The 16,061-nt window shown below is 42.9% G+C and carries 18 protein-coding genes; 6 read left to right on the plus strand and 12 right to left on the minus strand.

The features are described from left to right. The 4 genes from HYR79_00785 to HYR79_00800 all read right to left on the minus strand — a co-directional run. The coding region (locus HYR79_00785) for a hypothetical protein (GenBank protein ID MBI1820223.1) at positions 1-160 on the minus strand (160 nt) is incomplete at its 3' end. Positions 161-228: 68 nt separating this feature from the next. Continuing rightward, a complete protein-coding gene (locus tag HYR79_00790; GenBank protein MBI1820224.1) occupies positions 229-1,305 on the minus strand; it encodes a glycosyltransferase family 2 protein in 1,077 nt (358 codons plus the stop codon). A gap of 5 nt (positions 1,306-1,310) precedes the next feature. Next, on the minus strand, positions 1,311-2,507 hold the full coding sequence (locus tag HYR79_00795; protein ID MBI1820225.1) for a HEAT repeat domain-containing protein: 1,197 nt from the start codon (positions 2,505-2,507) through the stop codon (positions 1,311-1,313). Between the two features lie 186 nt (positions 2,508-2,693). Then, entirely contained in the window at positions 2,694-3,143 is a 450-nt protein-coding gene (locus HYR79_00800) for a hypothetical protein (protein ID MBI1820226.1), read from the minus strand. Positions 3,144-3,748: 605 nt separating this feature from the next. Here HYR79_00800 and HYR79_00805 point away from each other — a divergent pair. The 5 genes from HYR79_00805 (at position 3,749) to HYR79_00825 (ending at position 8,881) form a co-directional block, all read left to right on the plus strand. Continuing rightward, positions 3,749-4,474: an rRNA pseudouridine synthase gene (locus HYR79_00805; protein MBI1820227.1), complete on the plus strand. Its 726-nt coding sequence runs from the start codon at positions 3,749-3,751 to the stop codon at positions 4,472-4,474. 152 nt (positions 4,475-4,626) lie between these two features. Further along, complete coding sequence (locus HYR79_00810; protein ID MBI1820228.1) at positions 4,627-5,583, plus strand: polyprenyl synthetase family protein; 957 nt, start codon at positions 4,627-4,629, stop codon at positions 5,581-5,583. 137 nt (positions 5,584-5,720) lie between these two features. Continuing rightward, positions 5,721-6,398, plus strand: a complete 678-nt coding sequence (locus HYR79_00815) for a TIGR04283 family arsenosugar biosynthesis glycosyltransferase (GenBank protein ID MBI1820229.1) — start codon at positions 5,721-5,723, stop codon at positions 6,396-6,398. A gap of 107 nt (positions 6,399-6,505) precedes the next feature. Then, complete coding sequence (locus tag HYR79_00820; protein MBI1820230.1) at positions 6,506-6,928, plus strand: phosphate-starvation-inducible PsiE family protein; 423 nt, start codon at positions 6,506-6,508, stop codon at positions 6,926-6,928. Further along, the gene (locus tag HYR79_00825; protein ID MBI1820231.1) at positions 6,929-8,881 is read left to right on the plus strand and encodes a carbon starvation protein A; all 1,953 of its coding nucleotides are present in this window, start codon (positions 6,929-6,931) and stop codon (positions 8,879-8,881) included. 198 nt (positions 8,882-9,079) lie between these two features. On the opposite strand, the gene HYR79_00830 is transcribed toward HYR79_00825, so the two are convergent. The 4 genes from HYR79_00830 to HYR79_00845 form a co-directional block, all read right to left on the minus strand. Next, on the minus strand, positions 9,080-9,853 hold the full coding sequence (locus HYR79_00830) for an enoyl-ACP reductase (protein ID MBI1820232.1): 774 nt from the start codon (positions 9,851-9,853) through the stop codon (positions 9,080-9,082). A 107-nt stretch (positions 9,854-9,960) separates the two neighbouring features. Then, complete coding sequence (locus tag HYR79_00835; protein ID MBI1820233.1) at positions 9,961-11,763, minus strand: GAF domain-containing protein; 1,803 nt, start codon at positions 11,761-11,763, stop codon at positions 9,961-9,963. 44 nt (positions 11,764-11,807) lie between these two features. Beyond that, entirely contained in the window at positions 11,808-12,629 is an 822-nt protein-coding gene (locus tag HYR79_00840) for an outer membrane lipoprotein-sorting protein (GenBank protein MBI1820234.1), read from the minus strand. Between the two features lie 173 nt (positions 12,630-12,802). Continuing rightward, entirely contained in the window at positions 12,803-13,048 is a 246-nt protein-coding gene (locus tag HYR79_00845; protein MBI1820235.1) for a CPXCG motif-containing cysteine-rich protein, read from the minus strand. Positions 13,049-13,231: 183 nt separating this feature from the next. On the opposite strand from HYR79_00845, the gene HYR79_00850 reads away from it, so the two are divergent. Continuing rightward, on the plus strand, positions 13,232-13,750 hold the full coding sequence (locus HYR79_00850) for a hypothetical protein (GenBank protein MBI1820236.1): 519 nt from the start codon (positions 13,232-13,234) through the stop codon (positions 13,748-13,750). A gap of 26 nt (positions 13,751-13,776) precedes the next feature. On the opposite strand, the gene HYR79_00855 is transcribed toward HYR79_00850, so the two are convergent. The 4 genes from HYR79_00855 to HYR79_00870 all read right to left on the minus strand — a co-directional run bounded on the left by HYR79_00855 (position 13,777) and on the right by HYR79_00870 (position 15,952). Continuing rightward, positions 13,777-14,601, minus strand: coding sequence for a kinase/pyrophosphorylase (locus HYR79_00855; protein MBI1820237.1), 825 nt, complete (start codon positions 14,599-14,601; stop codon positions 13,777-13,779). A gap of 128 nt (positions 14,602-14,729) precedes the next feature. After that, positions 14,730-15,077, minus strand: a complete 348-nt coding sequence (locus HYR79_00860; protein MBI1820238.1) for a PilZ domain-containing protein — start codon at positions 15,075-15,077, stop codon at positions 14,730-14,732. Continuing rightward, complete coding sequence (locus HYR79_00865) at positions 15,074-15,583, minus strand: universal stress protein (GenBank protein MBI1820239.1); 510 nt, start codon at positions 15,581-15,583, stop codon at positions 15,074-15,076. The genes HYR79_00860 and HYR79_00865 overlap by 4 nt, the downstream gene beginning before the upstream one ends. Positions 15,584-15,601: 18 nt before the next feature. Next, positions 15,602-15,952, minus strand: a complete 351-nt coding sequence (locus HYR79_00870; GenBank protein MBI1820240.1) for a hypothetical protein — start codon at positions 15,950-15,952, stop codon at positions 15,602-15,604. Positions 15,953-16,061 lie beyond the last annotated feature (109 nt).

Here is a 16,061-nt window from a genome sequence, read left to right on the forward strand (position 1 = left end):
GGCCGTGGCCGGGATGCTCTTTTTGGTAACAGGCGCAGTTCTTCTTGCCGCCCTTGCGGTAGTTGACCGAGATCATACCAGTCCGGAAATCTCCAAGCGCCTCGATCCGGCGATAGAGGCCTTGTCTTTGGGCTTCGAGCTCTTCCAGAGATTTTTCCATGGGACCTCCTTATCTGATTGTTATATAAAAATCAGATATTAAGCCAAAAAAAAAAGGAAAGTCAATATTTACCCATAAATTTGTCTCACACCCATGCCGATGAGTCCAATTGCGCCGTACTTGGGATTAAACATCATTTTGAAATGTAGACTTAAACTTTCGGCTAGGCCTTTATGCCACCTTCTTCTCTGTTTCGCTAACATTGAAAGGGTTGACGGCGCCTCAGTCCAGCACACAGGATCAGAAACAAATACAATTCTATACGGCATTTTCCTTTTTTTAAAATCACGGTGAAGATGGACAACAATTTCCATATCTTCGGAGACAGTATCACGATTATATCCTCCGACATCCTGTACACTTTTTTTATGAAAAAGAGAAAAAGTGCCAGAAATAATCATCAATGAAGATAAAAAGCTCATCCCCGTACGCCCAAATAAAAAACTTCTTAAATATTCAATCACCTGAAGTCTTGGAAGAATATTTTTAGAAAGTAAAACTTTGGTCACAGCCCCATGTTTTACCTCACACCCATTGACAATTCTGACAATTCCTCCGGAGGCTATGGTGGTAGTCGGATGTTCTAAAATTGGCCTCACCAATCTTAAAAGGGCACTTTTTTCTAAAAGGGTATCGGCATCAATTGAACAAAAATAAGGACTGCGGGCAAGATTAATTCCAACATTTAATGAGTCTGCTTTACCCCCCTTTGTTTTATCCACCAATATCAGCTTAGGGAACTTTGGATTGATGTAAAAGCTTTTAACGGAGTTTGTTGGAATAATAGGCCTGTAAATGAGATCAATGGGTTTAAGATGAAAAGCCTTTATGATTTTTGAAAGGGTATGATCCGTTGAACCATCGTTAATAATAATAATTTCATAATGGGGGTAATTGAGGGACAATAAACCATGTATATTTTGGACAATCACATTTTCTTCATTGAACGCAGGAACTAGGACCGACACCGGAGGAACGGTTGAATCCTTAAACATTTCGTCATCTCTGCCTAATCTTAACCGACCCAGGTGTCGTAAGGTTGAAAAAATAGATATTCCCATTAAAAATGAATAAAAACCATCCAATAGAATAAAATAACCCAGGATAAATACATTAAACCAAAAAATGATGAGTGATAAGATCATTTGACTTATGCCCTATTTCTATTTTTTAGCAAACGCTTTGCCTCTTCGTAAACTTCAAAAACTGATTCGTGTTTGACTATTTTTTTCAAAAATTCTTTTACTCTTGGATCATTCTTTTTTGAAAGAAGTTTTAGTAATGTCAATCTCACTTGGAAATTAGGATGATGCAAGGCAGAATCAATTAAAATACTGATCACTCCGAAGTCCATTGCCATTTCCAAAAATCGAAGAGCCTTTTTTTTCTCTTCCTGAGACTCACTTTCCAAAAATTTAATTTGTGAAACAATATAACCCGATCGTTGCAATTCCTCAAAAATCTGCTCTTTCGCAAAACGGTCTTGAGGCCACATCTCAGAATTGGATACCAAATGCAACGCCTCAACACTTATTTTCATTAAACTTTTTCCTGCTTCTGTCCGAACTTGCCAGTTAAAATCGGTTAAACCTCTCCAAATAATAGGATAAAAACGGGGATGTTTTAACTCTCCAATCGCTTTAACCGCTTGCAAACGAACAAACCATAAAGGATCGGATATCAACCCTATAATTGTGGAAACACTATGGTCGGAGTGAATCTTACTCAATCCTCTTATTGCTTTAGCACGCACCTCTGGTTCAGAGTCCAGTGCCGCCTTAATAAAAAAGGAAAGCAACCCGGGATGAGCTGTTTCCACAAGTAGCTGGGTAAAAATCGACCTCACAGCCCCTGAAGAGTGGTCGAACTTTGTCAAAAGAGTCTCTTCGATCGCAGACCCTTTTCTTAAAATGGCAGGAATTAAAATGCGAAGTGAAAGATCATTTGAGTGATCCAACGCTTGTATTAATTTTTCAATGAGCGCATGCGTACAGTCTAGATTATTTATGTGCGCCAAGGCCCTGCAGGCCCCTATTCTAACATTCAGATTTTTGTCATACAGAGCTTTAATTAAAAAAGGCACCGCTTCAACGGCACCCATTCTCCCAAGTTGCTCAGCTGCAAACGCTTTTTTCAATCCAGCCCCGTCTTTCAGTTGAGCTAAATAAAATTCTGTATATCCTAATTTTCTTGAAATGATGTAGAGTTCTTGCTGGGTCAAATCAGGAAACGTTCGCTTTTTATTGATTAATAGTTCTTCAATGGCTGACCATTCCATTGAATAATGCGGTTTTTGCAGGATCGCATAATTAAAAGGATTATTCTCTTCTAAATATCGATTAATCAATACTCGATACTGCCTCCGCAGTCCATCAAGTTTTTTAAAATAGAGTTTTCTGATATACCTTCGGAATAATGCAAGAAAAATCAGAACAAATACTAAACTGGCCAAAAAAATTGAACAAATTGTAATTAAGAAAGTATAGCACTTATTTTTAGGCAGGGATTTCTACTCTAGGGAAAATTGCTTGATTCAGTGAATTTGTTTTTCGGCGGCCTTATATTTAAGAATATCCTCATCAGAAAGGGGCAAAAGGGGTTCTATAACCAGGCCTTTGCGCGTAGATAGTTCGTTACGGATAAATTGAGTGCGATGTTTCCCTAGATAGCAATGGATATAAATCATTTCGGTTGAATATTGAAGGAGGGTGTCCACAGCCTCCTTTGCCTGAAATTGATAATCTGAAAAGAGATGCTGATCAAACAATGAAGCCATCGGAAAATTATTAAATTCCATATGAAATTTCTCGGCAAGTTCCTTCTCTCTATTTAATAAGATATGCTCATAAGGAATTCTTTCATCCAACAAACTTACAATTCGTTTTATCCCTATTTTTTTAAGCTTGGTAAATTCGTCATCAGTTGGATAGGGGCCAAAGTAAAGATTACCTGTTTGAGAGACGGGTCCCCGTTCAAGCGCCATTGGAAAAGATCCGGGTCGAAGAATAATCCAACTCGCAATTGCAAATAAAAGAAATGTCCCAATGATAATTATCAGTAATATTTTTCTCATGTATCGTCTCAAAATTAATTTAACTTTTTGTTTTTTTCGGAAAGATAAAAAGAAAAGATTCCGAAGCCTGTTTAAATTGTAGCAAATTTAATAATTTGTGCATTCAACCATTATCTCATTCATATTTTTTCGAGTATCCGATTAGGAGAAAAACACTTTTATGAGCAGCTTCTTTTAACAAAACTAACACGGTTAATCAATACTAAATATCTTGTTTGAAGATGCCATTTCCCCATTCGTTCTGGGATTGATCCGTTTCTCTTCCTTCTGCCGGGAACAGACAAAAGGCCCTTTTTTGTTTCTTTTTAGATTACAGTTCAGTATCCTATTTTTCTCGCCTATGAATTAAATGACAAACCCCCCTTCCCTTTGCCAATGGGGCGCCCATTTGTTTAAGAGTGGGAAAGACAATTGGGCTATAAAATGGCTGAATCATCATGAAAATTGAGGTGTCAGACCGTCTCGATCATGTGGGAGAGGGGACGCGGAGGTTACTGGGAAGATCAGGGGTATGAATGGTACGCTGGAATTTAAGGAACAAATCTAAAAAAATAACGCTTTTACGAGCCCTTTCTAAAATGGGAGTTGCCTCCCGTACCATCGCTCGTGATCTGATTAAAGCCGGTCAGATCAAGATCGGGCAAAAAACCATACGAGATCCTGAATTTAAAGTGGAAATTCCCATTCAAAATCTTCTGGTAAACGATCAGCCTGTCAAAAAACTTCAAAAAGTTTATTATATGATGCACAAGCCCAAAGGGGTCATAACCACCCGGAGCGATGAAAAAGGGAGAAAAACCATTTATGACCTTTTAAACCCGGATCTCCCTTGGATTTTTCCCGTCGGAAGGCTTGACAGGGAGACCTCCGGGCTCCTGTTATTAACCAATGACACCGACTGGGGAAATCAGATGGCTTCCCCCGCCGAAAAAATCTCCAAGACTTATCACGTCAAATTAAACAAAAATGTTAAGGAAGAAGAGTTACAAAAACTTCGAAAAGGATTAAGCCTCTCCCCTGAGCTGATCTACCTTCCGGCGAAAGTAGAAAAAATCAGAGAAAATTCAAAAACTTGCTGGATAGAGATAACCTTAGCGGAAGGTAAAAACCGGCAAATCAGAAAAATGTTTGAACATTTAAACTATCAGGTGGAAAACCTGGTGCGGATTAAGATCGGAAAATTAGTTCTTGGCACCCTGAAACCAGGCGAAATCAGGCCCATTTTACCCCACGAAGTATGAAATACCCTTTTAAACGCCCCTTAAATCTCCTTGACAAAAAAACCCCACTATCCTAGTATCGATTTCAACCTTATGAGCACAAATTTAACCTTATGAACACAAAAAGTAATCCCATCGATTTGCAATCTTCTCCCATGACTATGGAAGAAGTTATGCTGATTTATCAAGAAGATATACATTCCGTAGAACATAAGATTCAGGAATCTCTTTCTTCAGAAATCAACTTAATCAATGATGTCTTTTCCTATATCTTAAAAAGCGGCGGGAAAAGGTTCCGCCCCCTTTTATTGATTATTATCTCCCGTTTATTCAATTATAAGGGAATTGATCATATCACCCTGGCAAGCGTTATAGAATTTATCCATACCGCCACCCTCCTCCACGATGATGTCGTCGATGAAGCCAGCCTCCGGAGGGGGAAAAAAGCCGCCCGGATGGTCTGGGGAAATCAGGCAAGTATTTTAGTCGGAGATTACCTTTTTTCAAGGGCGTTTATTGAAGCCGTAGGCTTAAAGAAAAACGAGATCAATTCTCTTCTGTCCAAGACCTGCCAAACCCTGAGTGAGGGGGAAATTCTCCAACTTATTCATACCAGTGATTTTTCCATGAAAGAAAAAGATTATCTAAATATCATTGAGTTTAAGACCGCCTCATTGATTTCTCTGGCGTGCAGATTGGGCGGGTTGATCGCCGGTGCAGGCGAAAACGACCTTGAGGCGTTGTCCCGTTTTGGCTTGAACCTGGGGATCGCTTACCAAATGGCCGATGACACTCTGGATTATACCGCGGAAAAAAAGCTTTTAGGCAAAACGCTGGGACAGGATTTTAAAGAGGGCAAAATTACCTTGCCTCTCCTGCATTTAATTTCGCGCTGCACCCCAAAAGATAAAAAGAGGATCGAGGAAATGTTCGGCCAGGATCAGTTGACTGAAAAAGAATTGGAATTTATCCAGGAGCTTTTCGGAGAGTACCACTCTATAGAGTATGCCCTCAATCAGGCCGGATGTTTTAGTGAAAAAGCCAAGCAAAATCTCTCATCATTTTTACCTTCCACACATAAAAACGCTTTGGTGGTTATTGCAGACTATGTCATCACCCGAAACCGTTGACCTTGAAACGTTGATAAGGGGTCATCTGTTGCGTTGTCACTTCATCCTCGCATCCTCACGTACTAACATTGTACGCTCCGGGGCAAGGATTCGTTCCGCCTTGCATCTGATCCCTTCTGAACGTTCAGGATTTTAAATTGAAGATTTCTGTTATCATCCCAACTCTTAATGAAGGGAAAATATTAAAAGAAACCCTGAAAAGATTAAAAAAAGGAATGGACATTGAAATAATCATCGTTGACGGAGGAAGCACGGATGATACCGTTGCCGTTGCGAAAGAATTTACCAAGAAGGTCTTAACCTCCCCTCCGGGAAGAGCCAGCCAGATGAACGAAGGGGCTCGAAATGCGGAAGGAGAGATTTTGTTGTTCCTCCATGCCGACTCCCAAATCACCCATGGCGGTTTAGGAAAAATGGCTCCGGCCGTCATTGGAATACCCGCCGTGGGAGGCGCCTTTCAATTGGGCGTCGATTCCGGAAACTTTTTTTTACGGACGATTGTCCTGTTTGCCAACCTCCGTACGCGGATCACAAAAATACCCTACGGGGACCAGGGCATTTTTATTACGAAATCGACTTTCCAAAAAATCGGCGGATTTCCGGATATCCCCATCATGGAAGATGTTGAACTCGCAAAAAAAATGAAGAAAGAGGGAAAGATCGCCCTTTTAAAGGAAAAGGTCTTTACGTCTCCCCGCCGGTGGAAACAGGAAGGAATCATCTGGACGACCTTAAAAAACCGGGGGCTGATGACGGCCTATCTTCTAGGTATTTCTCCAAAAAAAATAGCCTGTTGGTGCCGAAACGTCCGATAAACGATTGATTGAGTTTAAATCAAAAGAGGTTCTGAAAGTTTAAAAAGGAAATGATGACTTTAAAAAAATCAACTGGAAATGACATAGGCAACAGCGCAGCAGCCCTTATGGAAAAGTTCGATAAGGTCATCTATCTGATTACGGGGATTTCCTTTTTAATCATAGGTGTCGGGGCCTTCGGCTACAGCTGGTTTGTTTTTATTGACCAGGTTCAAAAGGGATTCCTTCATGCGACTTTAATCCTGATTAACAATCTCCTTCTGGTTCTTATTATTATGGAGATCCTGCGGACCATTATCAATTATTTGAAAAGCAAGGACATTCTTTTGGAACCCTTTCTCTTTATCGGAATTATCGCCGCCACGCGAAAAATTCTAACTGCCGGGGCTGAAATCTCAATCATGGAAATAACGGATGAAAAGGTTTTCCAACATTACCTCTTTGACCTGGGGGTCAACGCGCTGGTCGTCGTGGCGCTTGGAATTGCCCTTTATTTGATTGACAAACGTCGGCCAGAACACACCGCTTAAATGAAAATTCTTTCCACGGTCCTATGGGCTATCCTATCGTTACTCGGCGCTTTCGCCCTGGCGGTCGTCACCGGCCTGATTTTTCCCGATGAAAAGGTCAACGCCCTCTGGCTGGTCGTCGCGGCCGCCTGTCTATTTACCCTTGCGTACCGGTTTTACGGGCTTTTTTTAAGCAAACAGGTCGCCGGGCTGGACGATCAAAGGATCACCCCGGCCCACCGCCTCAATGACGGCAAAAATTATTATCCCACGCCAAAATATGTTCTGTTCGGCCATCATTTTGCCGCCGTCGTCGGGGCCGGACCGTTACTGGGTCCAATCCTCGCCTCCCAGTTTGGTTTTTTGCCCGGGTTTTTATGGATTCTGGTCGGAGCCGTGGTTGCGGGAGGGGTTCATGATTTTGTTACCCTGGTCGGGTCAATCCGGCGGAACGGACGGTCTTTCCCTCAGATCGCCGCGGATGAGGTCGGCCCGGTGACCGGCATTGCCGCCGGCATTGCCGTTTTGCTGATCGTCATTATTGCCATGGCCGGAATGGGCCTTGCCGTGGTTAACGCCCTTTATCATAACCCCTGGGGAGCGCTCACTCTTTTTCTAACCGTCCCGATCGGCCTGTTCATGGGGGTCTATATGAAACTCCTCCGCCCCGGAAGGGTGAAAGAGATCACCGTCATCGGCGTTCTCCTCCTGATTTTTTCAGTCATTGGAGGGCATGCGATCTTAAACTCCCCCTATGCCGGTTATTTTAACCTGGAACGCCAGACGCTGATTTATGGACTGGCCATTTACGGGTTTGCGGCGGCGGCCCTTCCGGTCTGGATCCTTTTAACCCCCCGGGACTACCTCTCGACCTTTATGAAAATCGGAGTCATTCTATTGCTCGCCATCGGCGTCCTGATTCTGGCTCCGGAGATTAAAATGCCTCCGGTCACTTCGTTTATTCATGGCGGGGGGCCGATTATTCCCGGGACCCTCTTTCCCTTTATGTTTATTACGATTGCCTGCGGGGCTATTTCGGGCTTTCATGCACTCGTCGCAACCGGAACTACGCCGAAAATGATCGATAAAGAGAGCGATGCCCGGTTGATCGGCTACGGCACGATGCTCATGGAAGGATTTGTCGGCGTGATGGCGGTTATCGCAGCCGGAATTTTAATCCCGGGAGACTATTTTGCCATCAATACCAAATTAAGCATCGATGCCATTGCTCAACTCGGCTTTGCCCCCGGAGAGATCGGCCACCTTTCTGAACTGGTTCAGGTAGACGTGGCGGGACGCCCCGGAGGAGCGGTTTCTCTGGCCGTGGGGATGGCCACCATTTTTTCGTCGATCCCAGGGTTTAAAAACCTGATGGCTTACTGGTATCAATTTGCCCTCTTGTTTGAAGCTCTTTTTATTTTAACCACGATCGACGCGGGGACCCGGGTGGGGAGATTTCTCTTTCAGGAAATGTTCGGAAAAGTTTACCCCCCCTTTAAGAATATCGGGTGGGCGCCCGGAACATGGGTCACCACGTTTGTGGTTGTTTTTCTCTGGGCTTATCTGATTTCAACGGGGAGTATCAGCACCATCTGGCCGATGTTCGGCGCGGCCAACCAGCTTTTCGGAATGCTGGCTCTCTGTGTCGGGACGACGATTTTAATCGTAATGAAAAAAGAAAAATATCTCTGGGTAACCGCCCTTCCGATGGCCTTTATGGCGGCCAGCACGTTTACCGCCTGCGCCTTTCTTGTTCAAACGTTTTTACATAAAGCGGCTGTTTCGACCAACCCTTCCGAAGCGTTTTCTTTTTATCTCAACGCCTCTTTCATTCTTTTGATTGCCGGGCTGGCGGTCATTATTCTTTTGGACTCTTTCCGAAAATGGTTTGATTATCTCGTCCTGAAAAAACCGGTAAAAACAAGCGAGGTCGGCGGGGATTATTATAAACCGGAATCAGACATTTGCTGTTAAACAAGTTGTTAAAAAGGGAAAATAAAAGCTGGTCAAAATGTCTCAAATGCCCCGGACGGGACTTCCAATATAGGACTTTTGGAGGTGGGTCGCAAACCGCAGGCTTGAGAACGACACAGGCGTACGTAGTCAGATAGGTTGAAGGAAACCGAAAGGCGGGAACGCAGCAGATGAGATATTTTCAGCAGATTGCGGAAATTACATGCCGATGATGTTGTAACCCCCATCCACATGCAAAACCTCTCCGGTGACCCCGGAGGCCAGGGAACTGCAGAGGAAAAGAGCCGTATTTCCAACCTCCTCAATTGAAACAATTCTTCCAAGAGGAGCCTTTGACTCGACGTGATGCCCTATGACCTTAAAATCAGATATGCCCGAGGCGGCTAACGTTTTAATTGGCCCTGGTGAAATAATATTAACGCGAATCTTTTTAGGTCCCAGATCAACCGCAAGGGCGCGAACGGAGGCCTCAAGAGCTGCTTTGGCAACTCCCATCACGTTATAATGGGGGATCACCTTCTCTGCTCCAAAATAACTCATTGTAATGATACTGCCCCCGCTGCCAGACTTCATCATCGGAACGGCCTCCCGGGCAATGGCCACAAGAGAATAGGCGCTAATATCAAGGGCCAGCCGGAAACCCTCGCGGGAGGTTTCCATAAAGGAACCTTTTAACTCTTCTTTCTTGGCAAAGGCCACCGAATGAGCCACGATATCCAGCGAATCCCAATGATTCCCTAACTGATGAAAAACAGAGGCAATCTGCTGGTCGCTTGAAACATCACAGGGGATCACTATTTTCGAACCCAGACTTTCGGCCAAAGGCCTCACCCTCTTTTCAATTGCGTCACCTACAAACGTAAACGCCAGCTCGGCGCCTTCACGATGCAAAGCCTGAGCGATCCCCCACGCGATACTTCTTTCATTGGCCACGCCAAAAATAATAGCTTTTTTACCACGAAGCATGCTCAATTTTTCAATCTCCGTTATCCGTATCAATGATGGGTCTTAAAAACTTGCTTTTATTTTATACTAAAAATTCGTCGTAAACAACCTTAATTCAAGCCAATTTGAACGTTTTATTCTTTAGGAAGAGGAATGGTCGACAGGCTTTTGATTTTTGAAAACAACAGGGCATGCTCAATGGCAATGCCCATTTGATTTCCCACGGACTCTAGCATCTTGATCTCATTCGAAGAGAGCCCTCTTATCGTTTTGTAAAGAATAAACAAAACCCCCAGTACTTTTTGTTTGGAAGACAGGGGGAAGGCATACACAGAAATAAAATCAATATCACGATAAGCGATCTGAGCGATATCCTCCTGAACGGTTACGTTTTCTGAAATCCAGGAAGTCCCTTCCAAAATCACTTTTGAACCGATGGAATCCAAAACCTTGATCAGGCTTTCTAATTGGTTTGGTTTTAGAACAAGCTGGTGCGACGACTTAATGGTATACCGGCTTGTCTTCTCGTCCATCAACCAGATCACGCCAGAAGAAGCTCCGGTCAGCTCGACGACCTTGCTTAACGAGCTCTCCAAAATTTCCTTGAGTTCGCGGGATTGGTTTAATACGGTCACCATAGAATAAAGGGCCGATAATTCGTTTTTTTGGTATTCCAACTCCTTGGTCCGCGCCCGGACCTCCTCTTCCAGCTTAAAATAAAATATTTTTAATTTTAAAGTCATATCATTGAAATGCTTGGCAAGATCTTCTATTTCGTCTCCCGTCGTGATCTTAATATGATGGTTGAGGTTCCCTCCGCCAATTAATTCGGTGCCTTCAATGAGTTGAGAAATAGGGCGAACAATCCCGCGTGATATCAAAAGGCCAAAGACTGTGATCACGCCGGCCCCTACCAATCCGATACCGCCTATCCAGATCAAAAGGGTGTAAATCGGCGCATACGTTTCTTGGGGGTCCTGGCTGGTAAAAACTGTCCATTGCGCGCCGCCAAAATCCCCCGAAAGCGCCGTCATTGTCGATTTCACTGGAGAAAATCCATTGACCGAATCTTGTCCGTTAAAAAAAAGATCATGCTTTGAAGAAATCCAGCCTGAGGTTCCTGTTAACACCTCTTTCGAAAGCAACGGAGATAGCGTTTGTTGCGGGGGAGTGAATTGCAGGGGGTCAAAAATAACTCTTCCTTTCGAATCAAGAATAAGGGCGTGGTCGCTTTTTCCCACTTTTGCGAGGGACATCGAATGAAAAAACCGATGGGCGTCATGGACCATATAAAAGACCCCGATGGCTTTTCCATTTTTTAAGATAGGGGTGCCCATCGAAAAAGTTTGAATGCCAAGTTCAGGATTCCACTCTATGTTGCTGATGTAGGTCTTTCCCTTTCCCTCGTTAAATGTTTTTTTCCGCCACGGTTCATTGGCAAAAGAATAATGAGAGGGGCTTTTATTGGCAGCAACCAGCGCTCCTTGAATATTTGTCACCAATAAGAGAGGGTGAATTCCCTTTTCTTTTTCATGATTTAAAAACGAATTAAAGTAAAATGTGGCTTTATTATTTTGAACTTCCATCAAATAAGCGTCGAATCCAGAGGCATTGATCCACCGTTGTTCTATTTCTTCGATCCGTTTTTTGATTTCCTGATCCGTCGTACCTTCATAGAATTGATTCGACTCCTCAACGGCAGAAAGAATGGTATTTGACGAAGCCATTAAGCCCGCTTCTTCAAGGTGGCTGTTAATCAGGGTATCGATATTATCACTCGTGGCTTCGGCTAATTTTTTGAAATTAAGTCCGATGGATTCTTTTAAACTCCTCTTGCCGATAAGATAAACAAAAGACAAGACAAGAATTCCCGATAAGAACCCGATTCCAAGAATTGAAAAAACCAATTTTTTTTGTAACCCTGTTTTCCGCGTCATCGTAGAATTTCTATTTCAAAGAAATCTGAGGTTTTATTGCCAATTTATTTTTTGGAGGCCATTTTCATAGTTCTTTCCGAAAAATAGGAGTCACCTAATCCGGTATCGACTTTAATATCCGAAATATTCAACGTGGTCACATTATGGTTTATCATATTGGAAGTCACTACTTTTTCCCATACAAAAGCGTTTTTAACTTTTTTCCATGAAATGAGCTGGCGTTTGAACAGGTTGCCGTCTAAATCGTAATAATCGAGTTTTTCCTTTAAGTTTTGATCCTTTGAAATCCAGCTTTGAACCTTGCTGTAAGGATAATTTGGATCTTTCTGTTTTGGGGTCGATTCAATCACCAAATAGACCTTGTTGGAAATGGTTTCTTCCCGTAAAAATTGGTGATTATCCAACTCAATGGCTCTCACCATCATATCAGAGGGTTTTATATCGGAATCTTGAAAAGACTCATCACGATTACTTGTATCCGGAAGTTGTTCGATTTTTTTCAAAAGAGGAATGTACAACCAGGCGTCATTTTTTTTCCCCGAACCGGGCCGGTAAAACCACCCCATAAAACTTGAGCCGTTGGTCTCGGGAGGATATTCCTGAAAAATCATAACCTTAGAGTCGAGCCCTTTTTCTCCATTGTAGTTTTTCCAGGCCCTTCTCATGACGAGTTTACGCTCCTCACCCCCGGCTTCCTTTATCAGAAAAGTCAACTTCGACTGCTGATCTTTTCCTCCGTAAATTTTGTTGGTCTGCTCAAGAATCTCTCTTCCCTTTCCATCTTCTGCCCGTACAAACGAAGAAAACTGAAGAGTTAAAACAAAACCCATTACCATCACCCACCAATTCGTTTTAAAAATACCCACTCATATTCCTTTCAGTTTTAATGACCCATAGAAAAGAGGTTTCTTTCCTGGATCTTTCCACGTTCATTCGATAAATATATTAAGTTAATTTTTAATTGTTGAAGATTTACCCAAAAAAGTCAAGGAAAACGTCTATCCCAAGACCAGCGATAGACTTCGCACCCACTTATTAATCATGTCATTGCGAGCACCGAAGGGTGCGTGGCAATCTTATCGTAAAGTCTTGAGATTGCTTCACTTTGTTCGCAATGACAGCTTTCTAACTCTGTTCTGATATTAGGCCTGCAACAGATAAAACAATCTTCGACGACCTCATAATTTTTGCCGATTGATGTCTCAATTAAAATTTCATTGGTCTCCCCGCAATAACCGCAGGAATAAAGAGCAAGACCTTCCGGTTCGTCTTCTTTATTGACCATGAGTGAATTTCATCCTTTCCGGGCATCAACTGGGAAACCAGACAGAATATTCAGTGATGGGAAATTTTTGGCCACACCTGACAAAAATTGCCCATTCGTTAAAAAAATTTTTTTATTTTTTCCATTAAAAACAAGTATTTAGAGAAAACCACTTCTGGTCTCGTTTTTGCTTTAGTACACCTTATGATGCGGGAAGTAAGGGTAAGACTAAAAATTGGTGAAAGTAGATGTATCGGCGTTGTTGAACTTCCTCCCCGTTTTAACCGTTTTTCAGATTTCCTCAATGGAAAACAGGACTTTTTAAAGCTCCTTGAGCCGCACTCTACCGAGGCCGTCAACCCCCGATCGATTCTACTCGTGAACAAAAAGAATATTTCTTATATTCAAACCATCGAAAAAGAATATATTAAACAACCTTTTCCCACAAAAGGAACTTTTTTTCGAGTTTCCATTCAATTGAAGCGGGACGAAACCATTAGAGGTTTGATCTTTTGTTCTTTTGAAGAAACAGATTATCCGCTAGAAGGCATCCTGAAACAGTCCGGTTTTTTTGTGAACATTAAAAACCCTATGATTGGTAATTCGGCGGAAAAGTTCAATTTTCTGGCTGTCGGAAAATCGAACATCCTGACCATGGAAATTGATCCGAAACCGGTAACCAACGAAAAAGACCCGCTCCAACAACTCTCCATTAATAATTAAAATGATTAAACAATTCCGGTTGTCTTTTATTTCCGCAAACCCAATAGAGAAAGAATATCCGCCGCAACTTCCTCAACAGCCCGTCCCGCCACAAAAACCCGTTTCCATTTTTGATTTTGCTTATACACATCATTGCAGTAATTGAGTTCTTTCGAAATATAGGAAGGATCAGCATAATTGAAAGAGGAGGGCTGTTTTAAGTTCTTGAGACGAGCCTGCCTCACTTTAATTAAAATGTCAAAATCTGTCATTAAACCAACCACTTTTTCTTGATTAACCCTGAAAAGCTGATGAGGCGGAGGGATATTTAAGATCAAAGGGATATTTGCCACCTTCCAGCCGTATTGCGCCAAATACATGCTCAACGGCGTTTTCCCTGACCGTGAAAGACCAACCAATAGAATATCAGCGTAACCTAAAGTATGCAAAGATTGTCCGTCGTCGTGTTTCACGGCAAATTGAATGGCATCCATTCTTTTAAGGTATTGCTGGTCGACCCGGTGGATTAATCCAGGCTCCGCTGACGGGAGTTTATGAAGATAATTTTCCAGTTGTCGGAGAAGCGGGCCGATTAAATCGACCACGGGAATACTGGCTTGAGCGGCTTCATGGTCTAGTTGTTTTCTTAAAGCCTCCGACACAAAGGTATAAACAATAAAAGCGTGATTCAGAGAGGCTTTTTGGACCATCTCTCTGACTTGAATTTCGGTTTTAATATTTCTAAATTTGGTGATTTCGATTTGATGGTTGTTTTTAAATTGCGATAAAACCGCCAAAGCCGCCCGTTCGGCTGTATCCCCCGTCGAGTCTGAAACAATAAACAATTGGTATCTTTCATTTCTTTCACTCATCTTATTTTATTCAGGGGCCCGTGCGGGTAGAGATGATTAAAACCATATGTCCGCTGTGAAATCGCTTCCAAAGCAAGCTCTGAGCCTCCGATGCCCCCTCACCCCTCCCTTCGCACCGGCTAAGCCGGCTACTCATCTATCAGTTCTTTTTTTCTTGACTCCATATAGGATATGAGAAGGGCCTGATGATCGGGATCGAGAGAATTAAATTTAAGTCCGATTTCGTAATAATGTCCAATCGGCTTCACCCATTTGACAGACGCCCGGAGGCTTTCGGGGACTTTACCAACCTGATAATCGATGAAATGGAGGGTCAGGGTCACCTCTTCATCAGCTTCCAGCTTCGTTGGGCTGTAAACCCCGATTCCTCCAGAAGCAATATTAACACCTGACACTTCAACCTTTTCCCGGGAGTCTCGAACAATTTCGACCCACCCCGACAAAACCAACCTGGGACTTTTTCGTTTGTTTATCATCCGTTTTTCTCCATAAGACCCGCTCCGGTTTCGGACGGAAACCGTCTAACAATTAAAACCGGACAGGATGCTTTACGAGTGACTTTCTCAACGGTGCTCCCAAGCAATCTCGATTCAAGTTCCGATTTTTCATGACTTCCCAGAATAATTAAACCAACCGCTCTCTCCCGGGAAATACGAATAATTTCATGAAAAGGCTTCCCGTTTACAAGCAGATCTTCCACGATGAGTCCCTCTTTTCTGGCACGCTGAACAAGTTCAAACATCTTCTGCTTAATCTCGGCTTCGTATTCATCCTCTCTTGGAGAAACGGGGATTTCCAGTTCAGGAACAGGGCCAACTTCGAGTGCGGGAATCATGCAGACAGGAGAAAAATCCCGGGTAAGGACATGAAGGATGTAAAGTTTGCCTCGCTGGAGTAAAGCCAAATAAAGGGCATATTCGAAGGCCTCCTCGGAAGAGACTGAAAAATCGGTTGCAATTAATATTTTGTCTAAATGAACCATAGAAAAAGTCGACCCCCTCTATTCCTGGATTAACCTGACTTCATGTTGAGCATACTTCACACACAAACCGGAATGAAACCTCACAAAGACAAAATAAAACTGGCCCTCATGATAAATATTCCATACGGTACCGCTTCCCTCCGGGGTTTCCACGACGTCGCCGATATGAAACAGGCCAAGAGCCCACTGTAAATGATGAACATCCTCAAAAATCTTTTTGATATCCTCGGCATGATAAACAAATTGATGCCCCGACGGAACCATGATTGAACAAAGGGATCCCTTGATTTCGGCGACGCTCCCGACACCCCGGGGGGTATCCACGATGTCGCCGATTTGAAAAGAGACTGGTTTTGACGAGTTCGCCATTAATAAACTTCACTAAAGAACTGTTGTTTGGTGATTTGAAAAGTATAGACTGTCCCTCGTTTTTTTTCAATTAACATTAGAGCAAGATTAAAAAAGACTACTGCTGGTA

It is taken from the genome of Nitrospirota bacterium (assembly GCA_016178585.1).
Taxonomy (GTDB): Bacteria; Nitrospirota; Nitrospiria; order JACQBW01; family JACQBW01; genus JACOTA01.

Bases quoted from the DNA above. Each gene is read 5' to 3' on its own strand.
- HYR79_00790 (MBI1820224.1), bottom strand. From the start codon at position 1,305: ATGATCTTATCACTCATCATTTTTTGGTTTAATGTATTTATCCTGGGT.
- HYR79_00800 (MBI1820226.1), bottom strand. From the start codon at position 3,143: ATGGCGCTTGAACGGGGACCCGTCTCTCAAACAGGTAATCTTTACTTT.
- HYR79_00805 (MBI1820227.1), top strand. From the start codon at position 3,749: ATGGTACGCTGGAATTTAAGGAACAAATCTAAAAAAATAACGCTTTTA.
- HYR79_00810 (MBI1820228.1), top strand. From the start codon at position 4,627: ATGCTGATTTATCAAGAAGATATACATTCCGTAGAACATAAGATTCAG.
- HYR79_00820 (MBI1820230.1), top strand. From the start codon at position 6,506: ATGGAAAAGTTCGATAAGGTCATCTATCTGATTACGGGGATTTCCTTT.
- HYR79_00825 (MBI1820231.1), top strand. From the start codon at position 6,929: ATGAAAATTCTTTCCACGGTCCTATGGGCTATCCTATCGTTACTCGGC.
- HYR79_00835 (MBI1820233.1), bottom strand. From the start codon at position 11,763: ATGACGCGGAAAACAGGGTTACAAAAAAAATTGGTTTTTTCAATTCTT.
- HYR79_00845 (MBI1820235.1), bottom strand. From the start codon at position 13,048: ATGGTCAATAAAGAAGACGAACCGGAAGGTCTTGCTCTTTATTCCTGC.
- HYR79_00850 (MBI1820236.1), top strand. From the start codon at position 13,232: ATGATGCGGGAAGTAAGGGTAAGACTAAAAATTGGTGAAAGTAGATGT.
- HYR79_00855 (MBI1820237.1), bottom strand. From the start codon at position 14,601: ATGAGTGAAAGAAATGAAAGATACCAATTGTTTATTGTTTCAGACTCG.
- HYR79_00860 (MBI1820238.1), bottom strand. From the start codon at position 15,077: ATGATAAACAAACGAAAAAGTCCCAGGTTGGTTTTGTCGGGGTGGGTC.
- HYR79_00865 (MBI1820239.1), bottom strand. From the start codon at position 15,583: ATGGTTCATTTAGACAAAATATTAATTGCAACCGATTTTTCAGTCTCT.
- HYR79_00870 (MBI1820240.1), bottom strand. From the start codon at position 15,952: ATGGCGAACTCGTCAAAACCAGTCTCTTTTCAAATCGGCGACATCGTG.